This window comes from Vibrio sp. YT-18 (assembly GCF_033337345.1).
Lineage (GTDB): Bacteria > Pseudomonadota > Gammaproteobacteria > Enterobacterales > Vibrionaceae > Vibrio > Vibrio alginolyticus.
The window spans coordinates 23,704-48,609 of sequence record NZ_JAWOQO010000016.1; the positions used below are offsets into that span (position 1 = coordinate 23,704).

23 protein-coding genes are annotated in these 24,906 nt (G+C 45.8%); 1 reads left to right on the forward strand and 22 read right to left on the reverse strand.

Annotated features, from left to right (window positions below):
* Positions 1-10 precede the first annotated feature (10 nt).
* The 11 genes from R7M72_RS18765 to rlmD all read right to left on the reverse strand — a co-directional run bounded on the left by R7M72_RS18765 (position 11) and on the right by rlmD (position 12,426).
* Complete coding sequence (locus tag R7M72_RS18765; RefSeq protein ID WP_005380892.1) at positions 11-637, reverse strand: protein-L-isoaspartate(D-aspartate) O-methyltransferase; 627 nt, start codon at positions 635-637, stop codon at positions 11-13.
* Positions 637-1,413, reverse strand: a complete 777-nt coding sequence (gene surE, locus R7M72_RS18770; protein ID WP_005380894.1) for a 5'/3'-nucleotidase SurE — start codon at positions 1,411-1,413, stop codon at positions 637-639. The genes R7M72_RS18765 and surE overlap by 1 nt, the downstream gene beginning before the upstream one ends.
* Positions 1,413-2,456, reverse strand: coding sequence for a tRNA pseudouridine(13) synthase TruD (truD, locus tag R7M72_RS18775; RefSeq protein ID WP_154205036.1), 1,044 nt, complete (start codon positions 2,454-2,456; stop codon positions 1,413-1,415). The genes surE and truD overlap by 1 nt, the downstream gene beginning before the upstream one ends.
* A gap of 45 nt (positions 2,457-2,501) precedes the next feature.
* Positions 2,502-2,978: a 2-C-methyl-D-erythritol 2,4-cyclodiphosphate synthase gene (gene ispF, locus R7M72_RS18780; protein ID WP_005380896.1), complete on the reverse strand. Its 477-nt coding sequence runs from the start codon at positions 2,976-2,978 to the stop codon at positions 2,502-2,504.
* Between the two features lie 14 nt (positions 2,979-2,992).
* A complete protein-coding gene (ispD, locus tag R7M72_RS18785) occupies positions 2,993-3,700 on the reverse strand; it encodes a 2-C-methyl-D-erythritol 4-phosphate cytidylyltransferase (protein WP_017821625.1) in 708 nt (235 codons plus the stop codon).
* 1 nt (position 3,701) lies between these two features.
* A complete protein-coding gene (ftsB, locus tag R7M72_RS18790; protein ID WP_005380907.1) occupies positions 3,702-3,983 on the reverse strand; it encodes a cell division protein FtsB in 282 nt (93 codons plus the stop codon).
* 401 nt (positions 3,984-4,384) lie between these two features.
* Positions 4,385-5,686, reverse strand: coding sequence for a phosphopyruvate hydratase (eno, locus tag R7M72_RS18795; RefSeq protein WP_005383785.1), 1,302 nt, complete (start codon positions 5,684-5,686; stop codon positions 4,385-4,387).
* A 78-nt stretch (positions 5,687-5,764) separates the two neighbouring features.
* The gene (locus tag R7M72_RS18800; protein ID WP_021034029.1) at positions 5,765-7,405 is read right to left on the reverse strand and encodes a CTP synthase; all 1,641 of its coding nucleotides are present in this window, start codon (positions 7,403-7,405) and stop codon (positions 5,765-5,767) included.
* A 205-nt stretch (positions 7,406-7,610) separates the two neighbouring features.
* Positions 7,611-8,414, reverse strand: a complete 804-nt coding sequence (mazG, locus tag R7M72_RS18805; RefSeq protein WP_138939851.1) for a nucleoside triphosphate pyrophosphohydrolase — start codon at positions 8,412-8,414, stop codon at positions 7,611-7,613.
* Between the two features lie 349 nt (positions 8,415-8,763).
* The gene (gene relA / locus R7M72_RS18810) at positions 8,764-10,983 is read right to left on the reverse strand and encodes a GTP diphosphokinase (protein WP_005380915.1); all 2,220 of its coding nucleotides are present in this window, start codon (positions 10,981-10,983) and stop codon (positions 8,764-8,766) included.
* Positions 10,984-11,106: 123 nt separating this feature from the next.
* Positions 11,107-12,426, reverse strand: coding sequence for a 23S rRNA (uracil(1939)-C(5))-methyltransferase RlmD (gene rlmD, locus R7M72_RS18815; RefSeq protein ID WP_315956582.1), 1,320 nt, complete (start codon positions 12,424-12,426; stop codon positions 11,107-11,109).
* A gap of 192 nt (positions 12,427-12,618) precedes the next feature.
* Here rlmD and barA point away from each other — a divergent pair, with 192 nt between their 5' ends.
* Positions 12,619-15,417, forward strand: coding sequence for a two-component sensor histidine kinase BarA (barA, locus tag R7M72_RS18820; protein WP_005383774.1), 2,799 nt, complete (start codon positions 12,619-12,621; stop codon positions 15,415-15,417).
* A gap of 69 nt (positions 15,418-15,486) precedes the next feature.
* Here barA and acpS read toward each other — a convergent pair whose 3' ends face one another.
* The 11 genes from acpS to rpoE form a co-directional block, all read right to left on the reverse strand.
* Positions 15,487-15,867: a holo-ACP synthase gene (acpS, locus tag R7M72_RS18825; RefSeq protein ID WP_012841407.1), complete on the reverse strand. Its 381-nt coding sequence runs from the start codon at positions 15,865-15,867 to the stop codon at positions 15,487-15,489.
* Positions 15,868-15,877: 10 nt separating this feature from the next.
* The gene (pdxJ, locus tag R7M72_RS18830) at positions 15,878-16,612 is read right to left on the reverse strand and encodes a pyridoxine 5'-phosphate synthase (protein ID WP_005384579.1); all 735 of its coding nucleotides are present in this window, start codon (positions 16,610-16,612) and stop codon (positions 15,878-15,880) included.
* Positions 16,609-17,340: a DNA repair protein RecO gene (gene recO, locus R7M72_RS18835; protein WP_005384578.1), complete on the reverse strand. Its 732-nt coding sequence runs from the start codon at positions 17,338-17,340 to the stop codon at positions 16,609-16,611. The genes pdxJ and recO overlap by 4 nt, the downstream gene beginning before the upstream one ends.
* Before the next feature lie 115 nt (positions 17,341-17,455).
* Positions 17,456-18,418, reverse strand: coding sequence for a GTPase Era (gene era / locus R7M72_RS18840; protein WP_005380931.1), 963 nt, complete (start codon positions 18,416-18,418; stop codon positions 17,456-17,458).
* Positions 18,411-19,088, reverse strand: a complete 678-nt coding sequence (gene rnc, locus R7M72_RS18845) for a ribonuclease III (protein ID WP_005380932.1) — start codon at positions 19,086-19,088, stop codon at positions 18,411-18,413. The genes era and rnc overlap by 8 nt, the downstream gene beginning before the upstream one ends.
* Positions 19,089-19,109: 21 nt before the next feature.
* Positions 19,110-20,009 carry a signal peptidase I gene (gene lepB, locus R7M72_RS18850; protein ID WP_005380933.1) on the reverse strand — a complete coding sequence of 300 codons (900 nt, stop codon included), beginning with the start codon at positions 20,007-20,009 and terminating at the stop codon, positions 19,110-19,112.
* Positions 20,010-20,113: 104 nt separating this feature from the next.
* A complete protein-coding gene (gene lepA / locus R7M72_RS18855) occupies positions 20,114-21,907 on the reverse strand; it encodes a translation elongation factor 4 (RefSeq protein ID WP_005380934.1) in 1,794 nt (597 codons plus the stop codon).
* Between the two features lie 158 nt (positions 21,908-22,065).
* The gene (locus R7M72_RS18860; RefSeq protein ID WP_005384575.1) at positions 22,066-22,536 is read right to left on the reverse strand and encodes a SoxR reducing system RseC family protein; all 471 of its coding nucleotides are present in this window, start codon (positions 22,534-22,536) and stop codon (positions 22,066-22,068) included.
* A 2-nt stretch (positions 22,537-22,538) separates the two neighbouring features.
* Positions 22,539-23,498, reverse strand: coding sequence for a sigma-E factor regulatory protein RseB (rseB, locus tag R7M72_RS18865; RefSeq protein WP_005380941.1), 960 nt, complete (start codon positions 23,496-23,498; stop codon positions 22,539-22,541).
* Positions 23,495-24,121: a sigma-E factor negative regulatory protein gene (locus tag R7M72_RS18870; protein WP_042521278.1), complete on the reverse strand. Its 627-nt coding sequence runs from the start codon at positions 24,119-24,121 to the stop codon at positions 23,495-23,497. The genes rseB and R7M72_RS18870 overlap by 4 nt, the downstream gene beginning before the upstream one ends.
* Before the next feature lie 26 nt (positions 24,122-24,147).
* Positions 24,148-24,726 (reverse strand): RNA polymerase sigma factor RpoE, encoded by a 579-nt coding sequence (gene rpoE, locus R7M72_RS18875; RefSeq protein WP_315956587.1) that lies wholly within the window; start codon positions 24,724-24,726, stop codon positions 24,148-24,150.
* Positions 24,727-24,906: the final 180 nt, after the last annotated feature.

The window sequence follows — 24,906 nt, forward strand, 5'->3', positions numbered from 1 at the left end:
TCCCTAACCCTTAAGCTAAATCACCCGCAACCAGAGGTACGAACCGAACCATTTCTACAACGGTAGAGAGATATTCGTCTCCCTTACGCTCTATTTTTAATAACTGTTGTTCCGTATCTCCAACAGGAATGACCATTTTGCCGCCATCTCTTAATTGTGAGAGAAGAGCTTGGGGAATCACTTCAGCGGCAGCGGTAACAATAATAGCATCGAAAGGACCTCGCGCTTCCCAGCCCTGCCACCCATCAGCATGCTTAGTTGAAACATTGTAGATATCCAATTGCTTCAGGCGACGCTTTGCTTCCCATTGCAACGATTTAATTCGCTCAACGGAGTATACATGATCAACAATTTGCGCCAGTACCGCGGTTTGATAACCCGATCCCGTTCCGATTTCCAGAACACGACTCGCCGGTTCTAGCTCAAGCAACTCGGTCATACGAGCAACGATATAAGGCTGAGAAATAGTTTGTCCCTGACCAATTGGTAACGCATTGTTATCATAGGCTTGGTGCATCATCGCTTGAGAAACAAAGCTTTCTCGTGGCAAGCGTTGGATAGCATCCAGAACTCTTTGGTCTTTGATGCCACTGGAGATAAGAAACGCTATCAACCTGTCAGCATGTGGGTTACTCATTACTTCTCTTCCTTTAACCAACTATCCATAGCACGCAGCGACTCGTGAGCGGTGAGATCAACTTGCAGAGGCGTCATTGAAACTCGGCCATGCTCAATTGCATAAAAGTCCGTGCCCTCTCCTGCATCTTGCTCCTTTCCTGGTGGCCCTAACCAATAAATGTCATGGCCTCTCGGATCTTTCTGCTTGATCATATTCTCAGCGTGATGACGAGCACCTAAGCGAGTCACTTCAATTTCACCTAAATTCTCTGATGGTAAGTCAGGCACGTTTACGTTCAGTAGACGATTCGTTGGAATCGGCGACGCTAAATGCTGTTGTACAATTTGACGTGCAATTTTAGCGGCGGATTCGAAATGTCGCTTACCCACTAGAGAAAAAGCCACCGACTGAACGCCAAGGAAATGACCTTCCATGGCTGCTGCTACTGTTCCAGAATAAAGAACATCATCACCCAAATTAGCGCCATGGTTGATTCCTGACAGAACAAGATCAGGCAAATCATCTTTCATTAGCTCATTCAGCGCGAAATGCACACAATCCGTGGGCGTGCCTTGCACTGAGTAGATATTTGGGGCAATTTCAGTCACGCGTAATGGTTGTTCTAATGTGAGTGAATTCGAAGCACCTGAACGATTTCGATCAGGTGCGACAATGGTCACTTCGGCGATATCTCTCAACTCATCAGCGAGGGCATGAATCCCTTGTGCATGAACACCATCATCATTGCTGATTAAGACTCTTAAGGGCTTCGGGTTTCGTGAATCCTGTTCCATTAGTATTCTCTTTCTACTTCAACCTCATTAACTAACTCACGAACAATAGAGGTCGCAAAAGATCCCGCATCCAGTGAGAAAGTCAGCGTAATGTTGTTACCTTCAACCGTCCAAGCTAAATCTTTTGGCTTCAGCGCAATATCGCGACGATCGTGGCGCATGCGATTACCACGAATCAACGCCATGAGGTCAGGCTCTTCGTCTAAAAACGGTTGCTCTAATGCCAGAGCCTCGGCTTGAGTAGGCAGTGCATTATCGCCAGCAAGCGCAGCGGTAATTGCCGCTTCACCTTGTGCAAATTGCACTTGCAGAGCAGCGATGTTGTTTGCATCAATCAACTGAGTGCCAGAATTCGTCTGTGCAATGTCACCATCAATGAACTTATCAAACACACCATTCTCTAGACGAGCTGAAACGATGCGGTTGAAAATCCACGAACGAGCCGCTGATAAATACATACTGCGCTTGTTTTGATTGCGGGTACGAACGTTTTCGCGTCCCCATCGACGTGCTTCTTCAAGGTTGTTGCCATCGTTACCAAAACGCTGACTACCAAAGTAGTTTGGCACGCCAACTTGTTTCACTTTTTCAAGACGTTGCTCTACATCCGCTATATCTGTCACTTCAGACAAAGTAACCACGAACTCGTTCCCTACTAGGTCACCAGGACGCAGTTTTTTATTGTGACGATCTGTTGCAAGGATTTCGATACTTGGGTATTGAGCCAAAAACGCTGAAAAATCTGGCGTTTCACCTTTTGGTAAATGGACACTTAACCACTGTTCCGTCACCGCATGACGGTCTTTAAGACCCGCCCAGCTAACGTCTTTCGACTTAACACCACAGGCTTTTGCTAACTCGTTAGCAACGAAGCTGGTGTTCTCGCCCGTTTTACGGATACGAACCATTAAGTGCTCGCCTTCGCCCGTAAAGGCAAAACCTAAATCTTCGCGAACCTGAAAATGCTCTGGCTGCGCTTTAATTTTTGCCGATGCAACTGGCTTACCCGTTAGGTAAGCCAATGAAGATAAAATGTCTGACATGATGTGTTTCCGCTGATATCACAGCTTAGAGGAGCAAATTGCTAGTTATTGCTTAAACAGAAGTACAACGGCTTCCGTTGCAATGCCTTCTTTGCGTCCAGTAAAACCGAGACGTTCTGTCGTCGTCGCTTTTACGTTAATGTTACTAATGTCGGTTTCTAGGTCTTCGGCTATCGCCGCACACATTGCGTCAATGTGTGGTGCCATTTTAGGCGCTTGTGCCATGATGGTTACATCAGCATTGCCAAGACGGTAGCCTTGCTCTTTAACTCGACGGTAAACGTCTTTCAGTAATTCACGACTGTTTGCGCCTTTCCATTTATCATCCGTATCTGGGAAATGACGACCAATATCGCCGGCAGCAATCGCGCCCAGCAGAGCATCCGTTAACGCATGCAACGCTACATCGCCATCTGAGTGTGCAATCAAACCTTGCTCATAAGGGATTGCTACACCACCAATAATGACTGGGCCTTCACCACCGAATTTATGTACATCGAAACCATGACCAATTCGAATCATTTTCTATCCTTTCTTTATTCGCCGCGCTCACGGCTTAGATAAAACTCGGCTAACGCAAGGTCTTCTGGCTGAGTGATTTTTATATTGTTCGCATTCCCTTGAACTAAGGCTGGCTTCTCGCCTAACCACTCCAAAGCCGAGGCTTCATCAGTAATAGTTACACCCTGTTCTAATGCGTCAGCCAGTGCTTGAGTAAGCTGCTGAGTTTTAAACATTTGTGGAGTCAGTGCATGCCACAATGCTTCTCTATCTACCGTATGATCGATATCTTGCACTGCGTTTGCTCGCTTCATTGTATCTCTCACAGGAGATGCGAGAATGCCACCCGTTGAGTGGGCGCAGCAAACATCAATCAAACGGTCAATGTCGGATGTTAATACACATGGCCTCGCAGCGTCGTGGACTAATACCCACTCGCTTTCCAGATGCTCATTGACATAGTTTAGCCCTGATAACACAGAGTCTGCTCTTTCTTTACCACCAGCTACACGAATCACATCTGGGTGCTTAGCAATGGACAATTCTGGGTAATATGGGTCGCCGTCAGTAATGGCAACGACAACCTTAGAAATATTTGGATGGGAAAGCAGTTTCTCTACGGTATGTTCCAGTACCGCTTTACCTTCGATCAATAAATATTGCTTAGGGCGATCTGCCTTCATTCTGCTACCCACACCCGCAGCTGGCACAATTGCGATATGCGATGAGTTCATATCCAACATTTTAATGGTTTTCCTCACCTATAATGCGGTAAAAAGTCTCGCCATCTTTAACTAAACCGAGCTCATGACGCGCACGTTCTTCAATCGCATCAAGACCTTGCCTTAAGTCATCAATCTCAGCGAACATTTCATTGTTGCGAGCTTGTAGCTTGCTGTTCACTTGTTGCTGAACTTCAATTTCATCTTTTACTGTGTAGTAGTCAGACACTCCGTTTTTACCAAACCATAGAGTGTATTGAAGCAAGCCAAACAGTAGCGTAAGGGCTATAACAAAGATTCGCATATCGCTGCTAACATTCTGTACCGGAAGGAATTAGATAAGGTGACATATATAGCATAAATGCGAGGTTGCCTCTAGGGGAGAAAGGGAGACTCACACGCTCCTTACAAGAAATAAGCAGCAAAATGAAACAAGCTCATAGGAAGCGCTCCTTACCCATGACCAAAGTAAGAGCCAAAAATACAAACCTATAAATACAAAAAACCGCCGTAGCGATGGTTTCAAAAAGCTATTTAGCGAAACTTTACTCAATAAGAATTAAGCTTGATCTTTAACTTCTTTGAGACCGCTTCCTTGAAACATGGAGGAGCGCGCTCATTTAGAGCTTCCGTCATATAAAAAACGCCCCGCAAGTGCGAGGCGTTTTCAAAAGCTTTAAGTTAAGCGGTTAATTCAATTAAGAATTAAGCTTGACCTTTAACTTCTTTAAGACCGTTGAAAGGAGCGCGCTCACCTAGAGCTTCCTCGATACGGATTAGCTGGTTGTACTTAGCAACACGGTCAGAACGGCTCATAGAACCAGTTTTGATTTGACCTGCAGCTGTACCTACCGCTAGGTCAGCGATAGTTGCATCTTCAGTTTCGCCAGAACGGTGAGAGATTACTGCTGTGTAACCTGCGTCTTTAGCCATCTTGATTGCAGCTAGAGTCTCAGTTAGAGAACCGATTTGGTTGAACTTGATAAGGATAGAGTTAGCTACGCCTTTCTCGATACCTTCAGCAAGGATCTTAGTGTTAGTAACGAATAGATCGTCACCTACTAGTTGAAGCTTGTCACCTAGTAGTTCAGTTTGGTGCTTGAAGCCATCCCAGTCAGACTCGTCTAGACCGTCTTCGATAGAAACGATTGGGAATTGGTTAGCTAGCTCAGCTAGGTAGTGGTTGAACTCTTCAGAAGTGAAAGTTTTACCTTCGCCTTTCATGTTGTAGATGCCAGCTTCTTTGTCGAAGAACTCAGATGCAGCACAGTCCATAGCTAGAGTTACGTCTTTACCTAGTTCGTAACCAGCAGCTGCAACAGCTTCTGCGATAACTTCTAGAGCTTCAGCGTTAGATTTAAGGTTAGGAGCGAAACCACCTTCATCACCAACTGCAGTGCTGTAGCCTTTAGACTTAAGAACTTTAGCTAGGTTGTGGAATACTTCTGCACCGATACGTAGACCTTCTTTAAGAGTCTTAGCGCCAACTGGTTGGATCATGAACTCTTGGATGTCAACGTTGTTGTCTGCGTGCTCACCACCGTTGATGATGTTCATCATTGGTAGAGGCATAGAGAACTGACCTGCAGTGCCGTTTAGCTCAGCGATGTGCTCGTATAGAGGCATGCCTTTCGCAGCAGCAGCAGCTTTAGCGTTTGCTAGAGAAACAGCTAGGATAGCGTTAGCACCGAATTTAGATTTGTTTTCAGTGCCGTCTAGTTCGATCATTACTGCGTCGATTGCAGCTTGGTCTTTAGCGTCTTTGCCAACTAGAGCTTCAGCGATTGGGCCGTTTACAGCTTCAACTGCTTTAAGAACACCTTTACCTAGGAAACGTGCTTTGTCACCGTCACGTAGCTCAAGAGCTTCGCGAGAACCAGTAGATGCGCCAGATGGAGCTGCCGCCATACCTACGAAACCGCCTTCTAGGTGTACTTCAGCTTCTACAGTTGGGTTACCACGTGAGTCGATGATTTCACGACCTAGAACTTTAACGATCTTAGACATTAATGTTTCCTCTCGTTTCAAATATAAATGTCAATCTTAAAGGGCAGCAGCACAACCTTCGCCGCCGCCCGTATCCTTTTACTTCTCGAATTCGCCGCGTGCGTTTTGGCCCGCAGCCTTAACAAAACCTGCAAACAATGGATGTCCATCGCGAGGAGTCGAGGTGAATTCTGGGTGGAACTGAGCCGCTACAAACCATGGGTGAGCTGGGTTCTCAATCATTTCCACTAACTTCTTGTCCGCAGATAGACCTGATACTTTTAGGCCTGCTTTTTCGATTTGCGGACGAAGCACGTTATTCACTTCGTAACGGTGACGGTGACGTTCATGGATCGTCGCGCTACCGTACAGTTCACGAGCTTTAGTCCCTTTCTCTAGGTGACACAGCTGTGAACCAAGACGCATCGTACCGCCTAGGTCAGACTTTTCAGTACGCTCTTCTACGCTACCTGATTCGTCTACCCACTCTGTGATCAAACCTACCACAGGGTACTTAGTCTCTTTGTTAAATTCTGTTGAATGTGCACCTTCCATACCCGCAACGTTACGCGCGTATTCGATTAGTGCAACTTGCATACCCAAACAAATACCTAGGTAAGGCACGTTATTTTCACGTGCATATTGAGCCGCACGGATCTTGCCTTCAATACCACGATCGCCGAAGCCACCTGGTACTAGGATTGCGTCCAAACCTTCTAGAAGTTCAACGCCTTTTGTTTCGATATCTTGTGAGTCTACATACTTAATTGTGACGCTTAGGCGGTTTTTCAAGCCAGCGTGTTTAAGCGCTTCGTTCACAGATTTGTATGCATCTGGTAATTCAATGTATTTACCAACCATACCGATGGTTACTTCACCAGTAGGATTTGCTTCTTCGTAGATAACCTGTTCCCATTCAGAAAGGTCTGCTTCCGGAGCAGTAATACCAAAGCGAGCACACACAAGGTCATCTAGACCTTGAGATTTAATCAACTGAGGGATCTTGTAGATAGAGTCTACATCCTTCATTGAAATTACTGCTTTTTCTGGAACATTACAGAACAGTGCGATTTTTTTACGCTCATTCGCAGGAATAACGCGATCGCTACGGCAAACTAGGATATCTGGCTGAATACCGATAGATAGAAGTTCTTTTACAGAGTGTTGCGTCGGCTTAGTTTTCACTTCGCCCGCTGCCGCTAGGTAAGGAACAAGTGTTAGGTGCATGAACATTGCGCGCTCACGGCCTAGCTCAACAGCTAGCTGACGAATCGCTTCCATAAATGGTAGTGATTCGATATCACCAACAGTACCGCCAACTTCAACGATAGCCACGTCATGGCCTTCAGAACCTGCAATAACGCGATCTTTGATTGCGTTAGTGATATGAGGGATAACTTGAATAGTTGCGCCTAGGTAGTCACCACGACGTTCTTTACGAAGTACGTCGGCATAAACACGACCTGCAGTGAAGTTGTTACGCTTGGTCATCTTGGTACGGATGAAACGCTCGTAGTGACCAAGGTCAAGGTCAGTCTCTGCGCCATCTTCTGTAACGAACACTTCACCGTGCTGAGTAGGGCTCATTGTGCCCGGGTCAACGTTGATGTAAGGGTCAAGCTTCATCATAGTCACTTTAAGACCACGAGCTTCTAGAATAGCCGCAAGAGATGCTGCTGCAATACCTTTACCTAGAGAGGATACAACCCCGCCAGTAACAAAAATGTAATTTGTCGTCATGTTTAACCTGAAATTGGTTGAATGAGGGAAATGGAGTGCTTCTGGACGGGAGATAAATATACCAGAAGCTCCTTACCGCCACAACGTGAAATCTATCACACCGTAATTTTTTATTTTTTGCTTCAAATCAAAGTGAGCAAAGACAAACCAAAGTCCGTTTTCGTGTAACCAAACAAGCTGACCTTATATTATGTATTCTGCCAGTTTACCTCTGCCTCGATTCTTCTTGTTTTACTTCATCCCAAAAATGGTCAAGTTCTGATAAAGAACAATCTGTAAGTACTTTGCCTGACTGCTGGACCTTGCCTTCAACTTGTTTAAAACGTCGCTCAAACTTTACGTTTGCTTTTCCTAGCGCGACTTCTGGGTTTTTATCAAGGTGGCGAGCCAAATTGACAGTCGCAAATAGCAAATCACCGAGTTCCAACTCAACTTTCTCTTCATCGGGCTGAACTTGCAGTGCCTCTTCCATGACTTCGTCAATTTCTTCTCGTACTTTATCGACAACCGGGCCAAGTGAATCCCAATCAAACCCAAATTTTGCACATTTTTTCTGAATTTTTGTAGCACGAGAAAGTGCAGGTAAAGAGTTTGGTATTGAGTCTAGGATACTTTCTTCCGCTTTGCCTACTAGGGCTTTTTCTTTTGCTTTTTCCGCTTCCCAGTTCGCGTTAATTTCCTCGTCAGATTCAAACTCAACATCTGAAAAAACATGCGGGTGGCGACGAGTCAGTTTTTCGTTCACGGTTTCGACGACATCCGAAAAGTCAAACAGCTCTTGCTCTTTCGCTAGCTGACTGTAAAAAATCACCTGAAACAACAAATCCCCTAGCTCTTCTTTTAGATTGGGCCAATCTCGATTTTGAATCGCGTCCACCACTTCGTAGGTTTCTTCTATAGTATGCGGAACGATGGTGTCAAAGGTTTGTTTTAAGTCCCAAGGGCAACCATTTTCTGGGTCACGCAGCTTCGCCATGATTTGTTCTAACTGTTCAATTGGATGACTCATTTTTTGTTCCTTTAAACCTTTCTATTAAAGAAAAAGGTGAGCAGCCAAAACCACTCACCTTCTACATTATATTTTCTCAGCAGCTTTCACTAAGTAATTGTTACTTTGACAAGGCAACAAATTTTCGCGACTCCTGAGCATAGCTCGCCTATGTGATGCCCCTGAGCCGGCACGTCGGAATAAGTGCAGCTAACGCAGAGAAAAAGCCAAATATGACGCAAGTGTAACTCTGTAAATAGTCGAAGTTGTAGCTAGGCGACAAACAAACGAGACTCCTGAGCTGGTTCACCATGTGATGGAGCAAGTGCGTGCAGTCAACAACGCTACAACGATAACTATGACGAGAGTTTTAGCCGAGGCGTTTCACCGTCATGACATCCTTGATCTGTTCCACACGCTTCGAAACCCGCGAAAGCACCTCAATATTGGTGACTTCTAGGTCAAAATCCATGATGGCAAGTTGACGTCTGTAGTCGACTCGGTTCTTCATACTGGTCACTTTGATCTTTTCGTTGGCGAACAGTGTCGTAATGTCTTTGAGTAGACCACCTCGCTCCATCGCTTCAACACGCACGGTGAGGATGTATGACCCCACAAAGCCGCTGCCCCAGACTGTATCGATGATGCGCTCTGGCGCATGATGGCGCAGTTCTTCTAGCTGTTCACAGTCACTACGGTGTACTGAAATCCCACGACCTTGCGTTATGTAACCAGAGATATCGTCACCTGGAATTGGCTGACAGCAACGTGCTAGATGTGTCATTAGGTTATCGACGCCTTCTACTACAACTGCGTCTTTTTTCGGTCGGCTTTGCGCGGGTGATTTATGCTCAGCTTCTTGCAGTTTTTCCAGTGCTTGCTGGTCTTCTTCCTCTGCCGTTGGCTTGTTAACTAACGCGTTAATATGGTTAATGATTTGGTTGATGCGCAAATCACCGCTACCTACACCAACATACAATTCATCTGGTGTTTTGACGTTAAACCGCTTGAGGGCGTAATGCTCTGCATCTTTTAACGTTGCGCCAATTTTGGCTAACTCATGCTCAAGGATTTCACGACCTGCTTCAAGGTTCTTCTCACGGCTTTGTTTTCGGAACCAGGCGTTAATTTTGGCACGCGCACGACCAGAATGAACGAAGCCTAATGATGGGTTTAACCAGTCACGTGATGGGTTAGGTTCTTTCTGAGTGATAATCTCGACTTGGTCACCCATATGTAATTTATGCGTGAACGGCACAATACGACCTCCGACTTTGGCACCGATACAACGGTGTCCCACTTCGGAGTGAATGTGATAGGCAAAATCTAGCGGCGTTGCCCCCATTGGCAAATCGACAACATCACCACGTGGTGTAAAGGCATAAACACGGTCATCAAAGACTTGGCTACGCAGCTCATCGAGCATTTCGCCAGAGTCAGACATTTCTTCTTGCCAATCCAATAGCTTACGCAGCCACGTGATCTTCTCATCATAACCGCTTCGGCTGCTTGCCCCTTCTTTATATTTCCAGTGCGCTGCAACCCCCAGCTCCGACTCTTCATGCATTTGCTTGGTACGAATCTGGATCTCGATGGTTTTGCCTTCTGGCCCTAGAATTACTGTATGGATCGATTGATAACCGTTTGGTTTAGGGTTAGCAACGTAGTCATCAAACTCGCTCGGTAGGTGCTTGTATTTGGTGTGAACTACGCCTAAAGCTGCGTAACAATCTTGCAGTTTGTCCGCGATGATACGCACTGCTCGCACATCAAACAGCTCATCAAAGGCCAAACTCTTTTTCTGCATTTTTCGCCAAATGCTGTAGATGTGCTTAGGTCGACCACTCACTTCGGCATTGATGCCCGACACTTCCATTTCGTGCGTGAGGTCTTCAACAAAGTCTTTGATGTACTGTTCACGAACGATGCGTCGCTCAGAAAGCTGTTTGGCAATTTGTTTGTAAGTTTCCGGTTGTTGGTAGCGGAAAGCGTAATCTTCAATTTCCCATTTCAGCTGACCGATGCCTAATCGGTTTGCTAGCGGCGCATAGATGTTGGCACACTCTTTTGCCGCCGCACGTCGAACTTCATCTGGCGCTTTTTTAACTTCAATAAGGTTACAAATTCGTTCCGCGAGCTTGATAACTACGCAGCGGAAGTCATCCACCATGGCAAGCAGCATGCGGCGTACGTTATCTACCTGAGATGACGCTGCACTGCCTTCCATGTTGACGTTGAGTTGGCCAATAGCAGCCATTTCTTCAACGCCGTCGATTAATTTTATGATTTCTTTGCTGTATTTCTCTTCCAGAATTTCTCTGTTAAAAGCACCACTTGAAACCAAAGGAAACAGTTGAGCAGCCACTAAAGTGGCTTGATCCATAGACAAGGTGATCAAAATTTCGATCATTTCTCGTCCACGCCACAACAACAGTTCCGCTTGCTCGTTATCAGCTAATACTGTCTGGCAATCTCGATATACTTCGATTAAGCGTGAGGCTGTGTTTTTCTCTTGTCCTAGGCTAGCCACCCAGTTTTCGAGTTCAAACTGTTCATCTTGGTTTAAATGCGCGCTTCTTACCGCAACCATCTCATCATCCTAATTATTATATTCGTGTGGTTTGACTAACACCGTCCAGGTTAGTTCTTTTTACCGCGCGTACACGCTGGCTTTATGACCACCCACCACAAATAAGGGGTCAAAGTCCTAAAGTTAGGACTTTTCAAACAATGCCATCGATTCTAGATGACTGGTATGAGGGAACATATCCAGCATACCTAATTTCGTTAATTTATAGCCTTGCTCTATCAAGCTTTGACTATCCCTAGCAAGGGTAGCAGGATTACAAGAAACATAAACTACACGCTGTGCGCCAAGCTCAGAAACTTGATCGATGATCCCACTCGCTCCCGCGCGTGCCGGGTCTAATAATACTTTATCAAACCGCTCTGCGGCCCAGGCTTGGCCTTCAAAATCTTGCTCAAGGTTAGCGTGATAAAATTGCGCGTTATTGATTTGGTTCAAAGATGCATTGTTTGTGGCTTTTTCTACCATCTCTGCAACACCCTCTACTCCAACCACGTACTTAGCTAATTTCGCAACTGGTAAACTAAAGTTGCCTAAACCACAGAACAAATCTAACACTCGGTCACTCTTTTGTGGGTCTAACCACTCAACCGCTTGTTTGACCATTTGTTGGTTTACACCTTGGTTTACTTGAATAAAGTTATTTGGTGCAAAAGGGATTTTCACTCCAACTTCTTGATAAAAAGGCATATCGCCTTCGATAAGGTCTAATTGTTCTGTCGATGGCATTAAGTACAACGATGCGCCATGACGTTTTGCCAACTCCGTTAGAGATTGAGTTTCACTCGTTGTCAGAGCGCTCAAGTGGCGCAGCGTAATACACGGCCCATTATCACCAAGTACCAGCTCTACATGACCCAATTGTTCAGGCTTTTTGAACGCTTTTAGGGCTGAGTAAATCTCTGGCAGCAAAACATTCAGTTCCGGTGCCAGCACTGGGCAATCGGTCACTTGCGCAATTTGCTTACTCTGCTTTTTACGGAAACCAAAATGTAGCTGACGTGTTTTTTTATCAACAAACAAGCTCACTCTCGCACGGCGACGGTAGGCCTGCGAATATCCCAATAACGGGGCATCTAGTTCAATGTCACTGCCTGAAAATTTTCGCATTAGCTGACGCAACGTTTGCTGTTTGTACGTCAATTGTTGGCCATAATCTAGATGCTGCAAATCACAGCCACCGCACTCATGATAATGTGGGCAAAATGGCTCCACACGAGCTTCACTCGGCTTAAGGATTTTAATCAACTTACCGCGAGCGAACTTGCTCTTTTCTTCCACCAATTGAGTGACCACCTCCTCACCCGGCAGTGCTCCATCAATAAACAATGGCTTCTTTTTGAGGTAAGCAATGCCTGCGCCGTGGTGATCTAAACGCTCTACTTGCACTGCTTGGTGCCGAGTATTGAGTTGGGTTTTCTTTTTCGGTTGAAAGATGCGTGCCATGCTCTATGCCTGATTTATGTGTAATTGCTCTTCGGCTTCACTATTCTTGATTGCAGCCGTTGTGTGATTCGAGTGACTTGATTATGCTTACCGTTTATTCGGTGACGTCACTTCTTTGCTCAAGGCTTTATCGTGCGCTTGAGAAATAATGCGTTATTTTCCCATATCCAGACTCCGATGTAATTAGATAACATGACCAGATATGGCTTACGAGCACGTGTAATTACACTAACTCTCGCTCCCACTCTCATTATTGGTTTATTACTGAGCGGCTTTTTCTCATTTAACCGCTACCAAGACCTTGAGAAACAAGTTATCACCACTGGTAACAGCATTATTGAGCCGCTGGCGATTGCCAGTGAAACTCATCTACTATCAGAAAGCCGAGAGGCGGTACGTCGCTTGATAAGCTACGCGCACCGTAAAAACTCCAAACTGGTTCGTAGTATCGCGGTATTTGATGAACATCATGAGCTCTTTGTAACCTCTAACTTTCATCCTAATTTTGAAGCCTTGATGTTTCCCAAAGATAAACCGATCCCGCAACTGGGTAATTCGGAAATCTACGAAAACTCACTGATATTGCGTGTCCCCATTTTGTCAGAAGGTCACTACTTAGCGGAGTTGTCGAACGAAAGCCAAGGCACAAAAGCGATTGGTTACATCGCCGTCGAGTTAGATCTCTCCTCCTTGAGGCTGCAACAGTATCAAGAAGTCTTCTCTGCGTTTTTAGTTCTGGTTCTCGGTCTTGGCTTAGCAAGTGTGTTTGCTTCACGTCTAATGCACGATGTGACCCAACCTATCACCCACATGAAGAATGTCGTTGACCGCATTCGCCGCGGTCATCTGGATGTGCGTATCGAAGGCAAAATGCACGGGGAGTTAGACCAGCTAAAAAATGGCATCAACGCCATGGCGGTATCGTTATCAGAATATCACGTGGAGATGCAGCACAGTATAGACCAAGCCACGTCCGACTTACGTGAAACGCTTGAGCAGCTAGAAATTCAGAACGTTGAGCTGGATATCGCGAAGAAACGCGCGCAAGAAGCGGCCAGGGTTAAGTCAGAGTTCTTGGCAAACATGTCGCACGAGCTGCGTACTCCGCTCAATGGGGTGATTGGCTTTACTCGTCAAATGCTTAAAACGCAGCTTTCTAACAGCCAAACGGATTACCTACAGACGATTGAGAAATCGGCGAACAACCTGCTGAATATCATCAATGACATTCTCGACTTCTCGAAACTTGAAGCGGGTAAGCTGGCGCTGGAAAACATTCCTTTTGATTTCCGAGAAAGTTTAGAAGAGGTAATTAACCTACAAGCCACAAGTGCACATGAGAAAGGGTTAGAAATCACCCTAAAAGTGGACCCTAAAATTCCACCGGGTTTAGTTGGGGATCCACTACGTATTCAGCAAATTTTGACGAACTTAGTCGGTAACTCAATCAAGTTTACCGAGCGAGGCAACATTGATGTTAGCGTAGAAATGCGCTCTCAATCAGGAGACTCCGTCGAACTGCAATTCATGGTGCGTGATACCGGTATTGGTATCTCTGAGCGTCAGCAAGCGCAGTTGTTCCAAGCCTTTAGCCAAGCAGATGCAAGTATTTCACGTCGTTACGGCGGTACTGGCCTTGGTCTGGTCATCACTCAGAAACTGGTGAGCCAGATGGGCGGCGAAATCAGTTTAACCAGCCGTCTACACCAAGGTTCAACCTTCTGGTTTACGGTGCGCTTGCACTCAACCGAGATGCCAATGAGCGAACTGATTGAAGTGGAACTTCTGACTGGGAAGCAGTTACTGCTGATTGAACCAAACATGCAAGCCGCATCCGTAACCCAACAGATTCTGAGTCAGGAGGGTATTTTAGTAACATACCGCTCTTCGCTACCAAACAACGAAGAACAATATGATTATGTATTGTTGAATTTAGCGGCCAACCAGACTCACGATGCGGAAGTTATTACACCTTGGATAGAACAAGCGAAACGTATGGCTCCGAGTGTTCTTCTAGGGACACCGAGTACCGAATTGGCGCTTGCGGACCAAATAATGACAGAGCATCACGTCCAGTGCCTGACGAAGCCATTGTCTCGCCGTAAGTTGCTACAAAGCCTGATTAGCGAACATGTAGAATCGCCACCTGTATTAAGCGCTCCAATTACGCCAAGCGAAGGGGACCGTTTACCTCTGACTGTACTAGCAGTGGATGACAACCCTGCAAACTTGAAGCTGATCTCTGCACTGCTCCGCGAACGAGTAGAAACCGTCACCGCCTGTAGCAATGGCCAGCAAGCGGTGAACCTGGCGACAGAGAAAAAGTACGATTTAATCTTTATGGATATCCAAATGCCACAAATGGATGGGGTGACCGCTTGTAAGCACATTAAAGAGTTGGAGTTAAATAAAGACACGCCAGTGATTGCTGTAACGGCGCATGCCATGGCAGGGGAACGAGACCGCTTGCTCTCAGCAGGAATGGATGACTACTTGACCAAACCTATTGAAGAGCATGTGCTGCAACAGGTTTTGGTTCACTGGAACCCAAATGCTTGTACAGAGAGCATTGGCAAAGTCGCCCCTTCATACGTTGATGAACCTGAAGGAAGCGCACCACAACCCGTTTCTTCGCCTCAGCAGGATGTGATTATTGATTGGCAAGCAGCCTTAAAACAGAGCGCGAATAAAGAGGATCTCGCTAAAGACATGCTGCGCATGTTGATTGAGTTCATCCCTGAAGTAGAAGCAGTCGTTGACCAAGCTCTGGAGCAAGAAGATATCTCCCGTGATGACCTAATTCATGTCATCCATAAGCTGCACGGCAGTAGTTCATATTGTGGCGTTCCAAGACTGAAGTCACTCTGTGCGACGCTTGAGCAAGCACTGCGCTCAGGGGTCAGTCTTGAGGAAGTTGAGCCTGAAATGTTCGAGCTGCAAGATGAAATGATTAAAGTAACAACAACCGCAAAGTTATACCTTGAACAGTGATCTATTGAAGAGAAACAAAAGCCAGAGCAAATGCTCTGGCTTTTTAGTATTTTGTTTAAGACTTACAAGCTAGGATTCAAAAATAACCGTCGCCACAGCGTAATGACGCTCATCGGAAATGGACAGGTGAATGTGGTTAACGCCCATCGCATCCGCTATTTGCTTGGCTGTGCCCGTCAATGCGAGCACTGGTTTTCCAAGCGCATCGTTCGAGATGGAAAAATCGTGAAACGTGACCCCTTTTGCTATCCCTGTTCCCAATGCTTTTGAGGCCGCTTCTTTGACTGCAAAGCGCTTAGCAAGATAACGACCTTGCAGCTTAAGCTGTGAGAATTTGGCCATTTCTTCTTCTGAAAGAATCCGCTGAGCAAAAGGTTCACCACTACGAGCTAACGCTTTTTCAATACGCTCAATTTCTGCAATGTCGGTCCCTAACCCTATAATCGCCATCTAGATAGCCCTATGACTGGCGAGCCTCAATCATCAGTGCTTTCATGTCAGCAACCGCTTTATTTAAACCATCAAATACTGCGCGACCAATGATTGAGTGACCAATGTTGAGTTCGTAAATTTCTGGTAATGCAGCAATTGGTGCGACATTGTGATAAGTCAGGCCATGCCCGGCATTAACAATAATACCTAGGTCATGTGCATAACTCGCACCAGCAGCAATCTTCTTCAGTTCAGCTTGCTGTTCGTCTTCTGTCGTCGCATCTGCATAGTGGCCAGTATGTAGCTCAATAAACGGAGCGCCACACTTTTTCGCAGCTTCAATCTGTTGACGGTCAGCATCAATAAAGAGCGAAACTTTAATGCCGGCATCTGTCAGCTTTTTCGTCGCAGCTTTAATTTTTTCAAGCTGCCCTACAACATCTAAGCCACCTTCCGTCGTCAGTTCTTCACGCTTTTCAGGCACTAGACACACAAACTCTGGTTTAGTTTGCAGCGCAATCTCAACCATTTCGTCCGTCACTGCCATCTCTAGATTCATACGCGTTTGAATGGTTTCACGCAGAATACGTACATCACGATCCAAAATATGGCGACGGTCTTCACGTAAGTGGATAGTGATACCGTCCGCGCCTGCACGCTCTGCAATTTCAGCAGCGTGAACAGGATCCGGGTATTTTGTACCACGTGCATTACGTAGAGTGGCAATATGGTCGATATTGACGCCTAAATAAATTGAGCTCATTTTCCGTTACTCCGTGCTCTGGGGGTCTGAATGAAAAATTCACGACTTTTTAAAGGTTTGCCGCCAAGATACGGCTTTAAGGCTATACGTGTAAAGCGTTTTGCCGCTTTTAGCTGCTCTTTAGTGACGAACCGCCGCTCACTGATAGCAATCAGTTCATTCCCTAAAAACGTGAGGTTATCGCGCCTAACCGAAGCAATAAACCCTTTCTGTTCCCGGTAACGATAGGTCATTTCTGGATCGACGGGCTCGCCGGTACCTGCACAATGCAAAAAATCCACGCCATACCCCATCGCAGACAGCAAGGCTAACTCAAAACGACGCAGTGCAGGCTCAGGGTTCTCGTTGTGCGCCAACTCGGTTAAAGCATGCAAATAATCATGAAATAGTGCTGGCATCGGCACTTCAGCCATCAAAATACGGCCAATCAGTTCATTGACGTACATGGCTGAGTAGAGATTAATGCCCGTTAACGGCAAACCTAGACTTATCGGCTCGGCTTGACGCAAAGTTTTCATTGAGCCTTTCCCCGACCATTTAAGTAATAGCGGGGTAAAAGGTTGCAATGCGCCTTTTAAGTTCGAACGCTTACTGCGCGCGCCTTTGGCCATTAAAGTCATTCGGCCATATTCCTCACTAAATACATCAAGGATTAAGCTCGATTCACTGTAAGGGCGTCGGTGCAATACAAAACAGCGCTGTAAACCTTCGGAAGACAGATTACTCATCTAAGTCATTGTGCCTAAAAAGTGTGAAATAAAAAATAAGGAGCCGAGCGGCTCCTTATTTTAATCGATACTGATTTTTCATCGATGTTGGAGCGAAGCACCTTCGCAGCCAAGATTATAAATCGTCTATATAACCCAACGATCGCAACGCTCGTTCGTCGTCTGCCCAGCCAGATTTCACTTTTACCCAAGTTTCTAGGTAAACCTTACGACCGAACAATTCTTCCATATCTAAACGCGCTTCGCGACCAATGGTTTTAATCTTCTCGCCGCCTTTGCCAATCACCATTTTCTTCTGGCCATTACGCTCAACAAGAATCAAGGCATTGATGTGGAAACCGTCGGTTTCAGGGTTGTAATCAAAACGTTCAATCTCAACCGTTACTGAGTATGGCAGCTCTTCACCAGTAAAGCGCATCAGCTTTTCACGCACAATCTCAGACGCCATAAAACGCTGAGAACGGTCAGTCACGTATTCTTCTGGGAAGTGATGCGTTGCTTTAGGTAAGTGATTACGCACGTGCTTACGCAGTACGTCAATGTTCTTACCTTGCTTGGCAGAGATTGGCACAACATCCACGAAGTCCATCTTCTTAGACATCTCCGCCATGTGTAGCATCACGTCGTTACGATCTTGTACGTTGTCGACTTTGTTTACACAAAGCACAACTGGGAAGTTCGATTTTTGAAGTTTGGTCAGCACCATCTCATCGTCTTTAGTCCAATGCGTACCATCGACTAAGAAGAACACAAGGTTTACATCACTCAATGACGAGTTAGCTGCACGGTTCATCAAACGGTTGATCGCACGCTTTTCTTCAATGTGAAGTCCAGGCGTGTCGACGTAAATCGCTTGGTAATCGCCGTCCGTATCCACACCCATAATACGGTGGCGTGTCGTTTGCGGCTTACGAGAGGTGATCGAAATCTTCTGACCCAAAATCTTGTTCAAAAGTGTCGACTTACCTACGTTTGGACGACCAACAATAGCAATAAAGCCACAGTGTTGGTTTTCTGGCGAGCTTGGCTCACCTTGTGATGCGAAAAACGCATCGATATCGAATTCGTTATCAGCCATTTGTTAATTGCTCAAGTGCTGTTTCAGCAGCCGCTTGTTCTGCCTTGCGGCGGCTGGTGCCTTTACCGATTACAGGCTTATCCACACCTGCTACTTCGCACTCAACCGTGAACTCTTGGTTGTGCGCTTCACCTTTAATATTAGTCACTGTGTAGACAGGCAGCGGTTTTCTTCTGCCTTGTAGGAACTCTTGTAGGCGAGTTTTCGGATCTTTCTGTGAAACGCCTGGTTTAATGGCTTCAAGGCGTGACTGATACCAACTCAGTACAATGCCTCGCACAACTTCAAGATCACTGTCTAGGTAAATTGCGCCAATAATGGCTTCAACCGCATCGGCTAAAATAGAGTCTCGGCGAAAACCGCCACTCTTCAATTCACCTGGACCTAATTTTAAATAATCTCCTAGATCGAATTCACGACCCAGTTCCGCCAATGTATGTCCGCGAACCAAAGTAGCACGCATGCGGCTCATGTCACCTTCGTTCACTTTTGGGAAACGATGGTACAGATCATCAGCGATGACAAAACTTAAAATTGAATCGCCCAGAAACTCAAGACGTTCATTGTGCTTACTGTTGGCGCTGCGGTGCGTCAGCGCCAAATTGATAAGCCCGGCATCTTGAAACTGGTAGCCGAGCTTTCTCTCTAGTTTATCAATTGGAGAATTCATACTCTCTCGATATTTGAATGGTTAGTGAATGCCACCGATGCGGTTAAAACGCACACCAGTTGGAATCCATGAAGGTAGAACACTATCTGCGCCACGATCAAACTCGAAGCTGATCCAGATCGCGACAGCTTTACCGACTAAGTTTGCTTCTGGAACAAAGCCCCAGTAACGGCTGTCAGCACTGTTGTCACGGTTATCACCCATCACAAAATACTGACCTTGTGGTACAACCCACTCTGTCGTTCCGCTGCGTGGGAAATATTGCTCCACGCGGTTACGCACAAGAGGGTTAACCAAAATATTGTGCTCAACGTTACCCAATTTTTCATCCAGTTGGATCATTGGAATACCGTTCGAGCTAAACTGACTTTCTTCAACATTGCTCAGTTTAACTGGCTTACATGCCGATTCGCCTTGGCTTTGCACGCAAAGCTGCTTATCACTTGAATAACGCACGATATCACCAGGTAAACCAACTACACGCTTAATGTAGTCCACACTTGGTTGTGGTGGGTATTTGAATACCACGATATCACCACGCTCAGGCTTACCAGTTTCCACTAGCTGAGTACGCCATACTGGGTCTTTTAGACCGTACGCGTACTTCTCAACTAAAATGAAATCGCCAACCAGCAAGGTAGGCATCATTGAGCCTGATGGGATTTGAAATGGTTCGTAGATAAAAGAACGTAATACTAAAACGAACGCGATCACAGGGAAAATAGAGACGCTATTTTCAACCCACCAAGGCTGACGCTCAACTTTTTGCAAGGTCACTGCATCCAAACCATTAGACGTCTGAGCTTGAATCTCAGCCAGTTTTTCCTGACGCTTTTTCGCGAAAACCAGCTTTTCCAATAGCCAAACCACGCCAGTTACCAAAGTCGCAATAACCAACATCAGTGAGAATGTATTCGCCATTAAATTCCCTTATCTAAAAATACGAAAGTGAAAGAGCCGAAACCCTTTCACTTATTTTAATATCTAACGTCTTAAGACCGACAAGTGTGAGACAAAGTTCAACTTTAGTCTTTACCTACGTGAAGGATGGCTAGGAACGCTTCTTGAGGCAGCTCAACGTTACCGATCTGCTTCATGCGTTTCTTACCTTCTTTCTGTTTCTTCAGAAGTTTCTTCTTACGACTTACGTCACCGCCGTAACATTTCGCAATAACGTTCTTACGCAACTGTTTTACCGTTGAACGAGCGATAATGTGGTTACCAATTGCCGCTTGGATTGCGATATCAAACATTTGGCGAGGGATGAATTCTTTCATCTTCTCTACCAACTGACGACCGCGAGTCTGAGACTGATCTTTGTGTGTGATCATCGCCAATGCATCAACAGTGTCACCGTTAAGAAGAACGTCTACACGTACCATGTTCGAAGCTTCAAAACGCTGGAAGTTGTAATCCAAAGATGCGTAACCGCGTGATGTTGATTTCAGACGATCGAAGAAATCCAGTACCACTTCAGCCATTGGAATATCGTAAGTCACAGCGACTTGGTTACCGTGGTAAACCATATCAACTTGACTGCCTCGCTTTTCAACACACAGTGTGATTACGTTACCTAGGTACTCTGAAGGCACAAGGATGTTACAACGCGCAATCGGTTCACGAATTTCTTCAATATCATTGATCGCTGGTAGTTTTGCTGGGCTATCAACATACAGCAGATCGCCATCCGTCTTCTCAACTTCGTAAACTACCGTTGGTGCTGTGGTAATAAGATCCAAGTCGTATTCACGCTCTAGACGCTCTTGGATGATTTCCATGTGCAACATGCCAAGGAAACCACAACGGAAACCAAAGCCAAGTGCCGCAGAGTTTTCTGGCTCGTAGAATAGCGATGCGTCGTTAAGGCTTAGTTTGCCTAGTGCGTCACGGAAGTTTTCGTAATCGTCGGAAGATACAGGGAACAGACCTGCGTAAACCTGAGGTTTAACTTTCTTAAAGCCTGGTAGCGGTTTATCACAACCATTCTTCGCTAGAGTCAGCGTATCACCAACAGGGGCACCAAGAATGTCTTTGATGCCACAAACAACCCAACCTACTTCACCAGTACGAAGGGTATCGGTATCTACTTGTTTTGGCGTAAAGATACCAAGGCGGTCTACACCCCAAACTTGGCCCGTACTCATCACTTTGATCTTATCGTTCTTCTTCAGTTCGCCGTTTTTAATACGCACTAGAGAAACAACGCCAAGGTAGTTATCAAACCATGAGTCAATGATCAGCGCTTGTAGTGGCGCATCTGGATCACCTTCCGGTGCTGGAATCGCTGACACAATGTTCTCTAGAACGTCATCAACACCAATGCCTGTCTTCGCAGAACAGCGGGTTGCTTCCATTGCATCGATACCAACGATTTCTTCAATTTCTTCCGCTACACGCTCAGGATCGGCTGCTGGTAGGTCAATCTTGTTCAAGATTGGCACAACCTCTAGATCCATTTCGATCGCGGTGTAACAGTTAGCCAGTGTTTGAGCTTCAACACCTTGACCCGCATCCACAACCAATAGCGCACCTTCACAAGCCGCTAGAGAACGTGATACTTCATATGCAAAGTCAACGTGCCCCGGAGTATCGATGAAGTTCAGCTGATACGTCTCACCGTCTTTAGCGGTGTAGTTTAGCGTCACACTCTGAGATTTGATGGTGATGCCACGCTCACGTTCAAGATCCATAGAATCCAGAACCTGTGCGGCCATTTCACGATCGGTTAACCCGCCACAAACTTGGATTAGACGGTCTGATAGGGTCGACTTACCATGGTCGATGTGGGCGATAATCGAAAAGTTACGAATGTGCTTCATAGATTTAGGGTGACTAACTCTTTACAAATAGGGACAGTAAGAAACGCCATCTACTGACGGCATTTCAATCAAGTTGGCAGATTCTACCGAATTTCGTTAACGGGCGCACGTAATTTAAAGTACATACCCAAATAACCTTTAGTGGAGGGGGACAGCACTTACTGGATTGGCTCTCCAAGTACCCGAACGAGGGTAACTTGGCGCTTGGATTCATCTTCTAACGGACGAGAAACACGTTTTGCGATCCACATTCCACCAGCGGCAAACAATACCGATGCCAATATGATGATGCCTTCCCCGCCGGCTGTCAGCGGCGCTAATAGGAAGTGACCAAACATCGCACCGATAATCAAACCAAACAATGGCAGTAAATAAACCGCCATTGCTGATTTTATTAGGCTCGACTCAGGAAAACCAATCTCGACGACTTGACCTATTTTCACCGATTTATCCGTGCGCAGGTGCCAAGATAAACTCTTGTTACCAATGGCTTTAGTAACAACGCCCGTTCCACAGCTTTTCTGTGAAGAGCAACTACTGCAACTGGTCTGCTGTTCGCAACTTAAATCAATTTCGTATTGCTTGCCGCGACGATGCACGTCTGTCACGGTAGCCAACGCGGTCATCATTGTTATTTACTCTTTGTTACATTAAATGTGACTGATTGGGCGATACGCTGTGCTGTGGTCGGTGGAATGTCTCCTACAACAGAGATTTCATGTTGACCGCTCACAAAACTGTGTAGCGTTCTTCTGCCTTGGCGAACCAACTGCCCTTTTAACGAATGCTCATCCTTGTTTGCTACGTAAACAGAGAAGCTAAACAGACCATCAGAATACAGCTGGCTCTCCACCATTTGGTTAGTAACGGCCATACGATAGCGGTTGAGCTCGTTCGGCTCGAAACCCTCAGGGATCCAACCAACCTGCCAATTACTGGTCCCAATATCGCCTTTTGGCATGGTGAGAACAGCAGGTAATTGAACATCTTGCAGGCCACTCATTAACTCTGCGATTTTTGGGTTTACCGTGTAAGAAATAGTGCGATATTGTTCAAGCATTTCACCATCGCGGTCCACAAGGTCGGCACGCAACGGCAATTTACTCTTTTCATCGATCCATAGTACGTATGAATAGCGCAGACCGTCTTTAGGAACAATACGCAGCACTTGTGTTGCCACACCAGCTTCACGAGCTCTACCCACTTTTACATAGTCGTAATACAAGTTTAGCTCATCGATATTGGTGTTGAGCATAGGCATAGTCGGAGCGACCATTTTACCTGACTCGATGGTGAACGGTTCTAAACCCGTTTCGATATAACTTACTTCAGTTCCGCGACGAATCACTTCACGCACAGGGCCACTTAAGTAGACAAGATGAGCATATTGATCGTCACCATGCGTGGCATGACGATACAGCAACGGCTCAATGCTGTTCTTTTTGATAAGGATATAAGAGAGTTCGTAACTTAAATTCTTACTCGCCTCGCTCATTTGATGCAATAAAGCCTCCGCTGGCTTGTCACCAGCAAAGGCTTGAGAAGACATCATACTGAACAGAGCGCAAGCGCTGATCAGAAATTTTTTCATTCAATATCCGGATTCAGATTTGCATCTTGTTGAGATGCATCACTGTTAATTCGTAACTGCAATTCGTAGTCTCGCAGCATAGCATGAACACGCTTGCGCTGCTCTTGCATATTTGCCTCGCCTACAGAACGTTCTACAGACTCACGAGTCAAACTCACTGGTTCTGCGCTGCCAGCAAACGGAACCGTCTGCAATACAGGTAATTGATCTGCTTGCGGCGACATTGAATCGCTACCACCGTACTGCTGTACACCTAAAATAACAACAAGCGATACACATGCAGCAACAGCAACTTGACCAAACTGCGTCAACCAACCTGGCAAGTGACGTTTTGCTTTTTGCGGTTCTGGTTGCGACTCTTTTGGCGTATCCGCAATTGAGATAACATTTGCACTGTGCGAATCAAACGCACGGTGTGCAGGTTCATCTTCTAACGCTAACGCCACGCTTTCAGCAATATTCCACTCAGGTTTTGCTGGCGCTTCGCCTCGCATCACATCACCAATCAGGTGATAGTTCTGCCAAGCATCACGGCTCTCTTGGTCTTGCTCTAACTCTTGAATTAAAGCCTTATCGACCAATTCTCCATCCATGAGAGCTGAAAGTTTTTCTTTGTCAGCCATTATTTTCACCATAGTTATTACTTGTACTAGCGTTGCAAAAGAGGTCTGATTTTCTTTTCCACCGCCTCACGAGCACGGAAGATACGCGATCGTACCGTTCCTACCGGGCAATCCATCACTTCTGCAATTTCTTCATAACTCAAGCCATCGAGCTCTCGTAATGTCATTGCGGTTTTTAAATCTTCAGGTAAAGCTTCGATTGCACTGAACACCACCCGTTGCAATTCTTTGGACAACGTTAAGTTCTCAGGGTTCGATATTTCTTTAAGTGCACTACCTGTTTCGTAAAATTCAGCATCTTCAGCATCGACATCTGTCGCTGGAGGTCTACGCCCTTGAGCAACAATGTGATTTTTCGCAGTATTCACTGCAATGCGATACAGCCACGTATAAAACGCACTTTCCCCACGAAAGCTAGGGATAGCTCGGTAAGCTTTAATAAACGCTTCTTGTGCTACATCTGGTACATCGCTAGGATTACTAACGTATCTGGAAATAAGATTACATACCTTATTCTGGTACTTTGTTACCAACAGGTTGAATGCTTGCTTATCGCCATTCTGAACTCGCTCAATCAATACTTGATCGGTCAGCTGCTCGTTCATTCGAGCGGATACTCCTATTTGTTATGCCCCTACTCTTCTCAGATATGGGTACTAATTATGCAAAACGTAGTATTGACACCACTGCTTACTTGAGCACTATTGTGACCCTAACGTGAATGAGAAAGTTCCATGGTTTCTCAAGTTTTTTGTCATTGTTTTTTCACAATGTGATGTCTGTAC

Bases quoted from the DNA above. Each gene is read 5' to 3' on its own strand.
- rnc (WP_005380932.1), bottom strand. From the start codon at position 19,088: ATGAATTCTCCAATTGATAAACTAGAGAGAAAGCTCGGCTACCAGTTT.
- R7M72_RS18860 (WP_005384575.1), bottom strand. From the start codon at position 22,536: ATGATGACCGCGTTGGCTACCGTGACAGACGTGCATCGTCGCGGCAAG.
- mazG (WP_138939851.1), bottom strand. From the start codon at position 8,414: ATGAGTCATCCAATTGAACAGTTAGAACAAATCATGGCGAAGCTGCGT.
- rseB (WP_005380941.1), bottom strand. From the start codon at position 23,498: ATGAAAAAATTTCTGATCAGCGCTTGCGCTCTGTTCAGTATGATGTCT.
- recO (WP_005384578.1), bottom strand. From the start codon at position 17,340: ATGAGTAATCTGTCTTCCGAAGGTTTACAGCGCTGTTTTGTATTGCAC.
- ftsB (WP_005380907.1), bottom strand. From the start codon at position 3,983: ATGCGAATCTTTGTTATAGCCCTTACGCTACTGTTTGGCTTGCTTCAA.
- R7M72_RS18870 (WP_042521278.1), bottom strand. From the start codon at position 24,121: ATGGCTGACAAAGAAAAACTTTCAGCTCTCATGGATGGAGAATTGGTC.
- truD (WP_154205036.1), bottom strand. From the start codon at position 2,456: ATGTCAGACATTTTATCTTCATTGGCTTACCTAACGGGTAAGCCAGTT.
- R7M72_RS18800 (WP_021034029.1), bottom strand. From the start codon at position 7,405: ATGACGACAAATTACATTTTTGTTACTGGCGGGGTTGTATCCTCTCTA.
- lepB (WP_005380933.1), bottom strand. From the start codon at position 20,009: ATGGCGAATACATTCTCACTGATGTTGGTTATTGCGACTTTGGTAACT.
- era (WP_005380931.1), bottom strand. From the start codon at position 18,418: ATGGCTGATAACGAATTCGATATCGATGCGTTTTTCGCATCACAAGGT.
- eno (WP_005383785.1), bottom strand. From the start codon at position 5,686: ATGTCTAAGATCGTTAAAGTTCTAGGTCGTGAAATCATCGACTCACGT.
- barA (WP_005383774.1), top strand. From the start codon at position 12,619: ATGACCAGATATGGCTTACGAGCACGTGTAATTACACTAACTCTCGCT.
- relA (WP_005380915.1), bottom strand. From the start codon at position 10,983: ATGGTTGCGGTAAGAAGCGCGCATTTAAACCAAGATGAACAGTTTGAA.
- ispF (WP_005380896.1), bottom strand. From the start codon at position 2,978: ATGATTCGAATTGGTCATGGTTTCGATGTACATAAATTCGGTGGTGAA.
- rlmD (WP_315956582.1), bottom strand. From the start codon at position 12,426: ATGGCACGCATCTTTCAACCGAAAAAGAAAACCCAACTCAATACTCGG.
- pdxJ (WP_005384579.1), bottom strand. From the start codon at position 16,612: ATGAGCTCAATTTATTTAGGCGTCAATATCGACCATATTGCCACTCTA.
- lepA (WP_005380934.1), bottom strand. From the start codon at position 21,907: ATGAAGCACATTCGTAACTTTTCGATTATCGCCCACATCGACCATGGT.
- rpoE (WP_315956587.1), bottom strand. From the start codon at position 24,726: ATGAACGAGCAGCTGACCGATCAAGTATTGATTGAGCGAGTTCAGAAT.
- ispD (WP_017821625.1), bottom strand. From the start codon at position 3,700: ATGTTGGATATGAACTCATCGCATATCGCAATTGTGCCAGCTGCGGGT.
- R7M72_RS18765 (WP_005380892.1), bottom strand. From the start codon at position 637: ATGAGTAACCCACATGCTGACAGGTTGATAGCGTTTCTTATCTCCAGT.
- surE (WP_005380894.1), bottom strand. From the start codon at position 1,413: ATGGAACAGGATTCACGAAACCCGAAGCCCTTAAGAGTCTTAATCAGC.
- acpS (WP_012841407.1), bottom strand. From the start codon at position 15,867: ATGGCGATTATAGGGTTAGGGACCGACATTGCAGAAATTGAGCGTATT.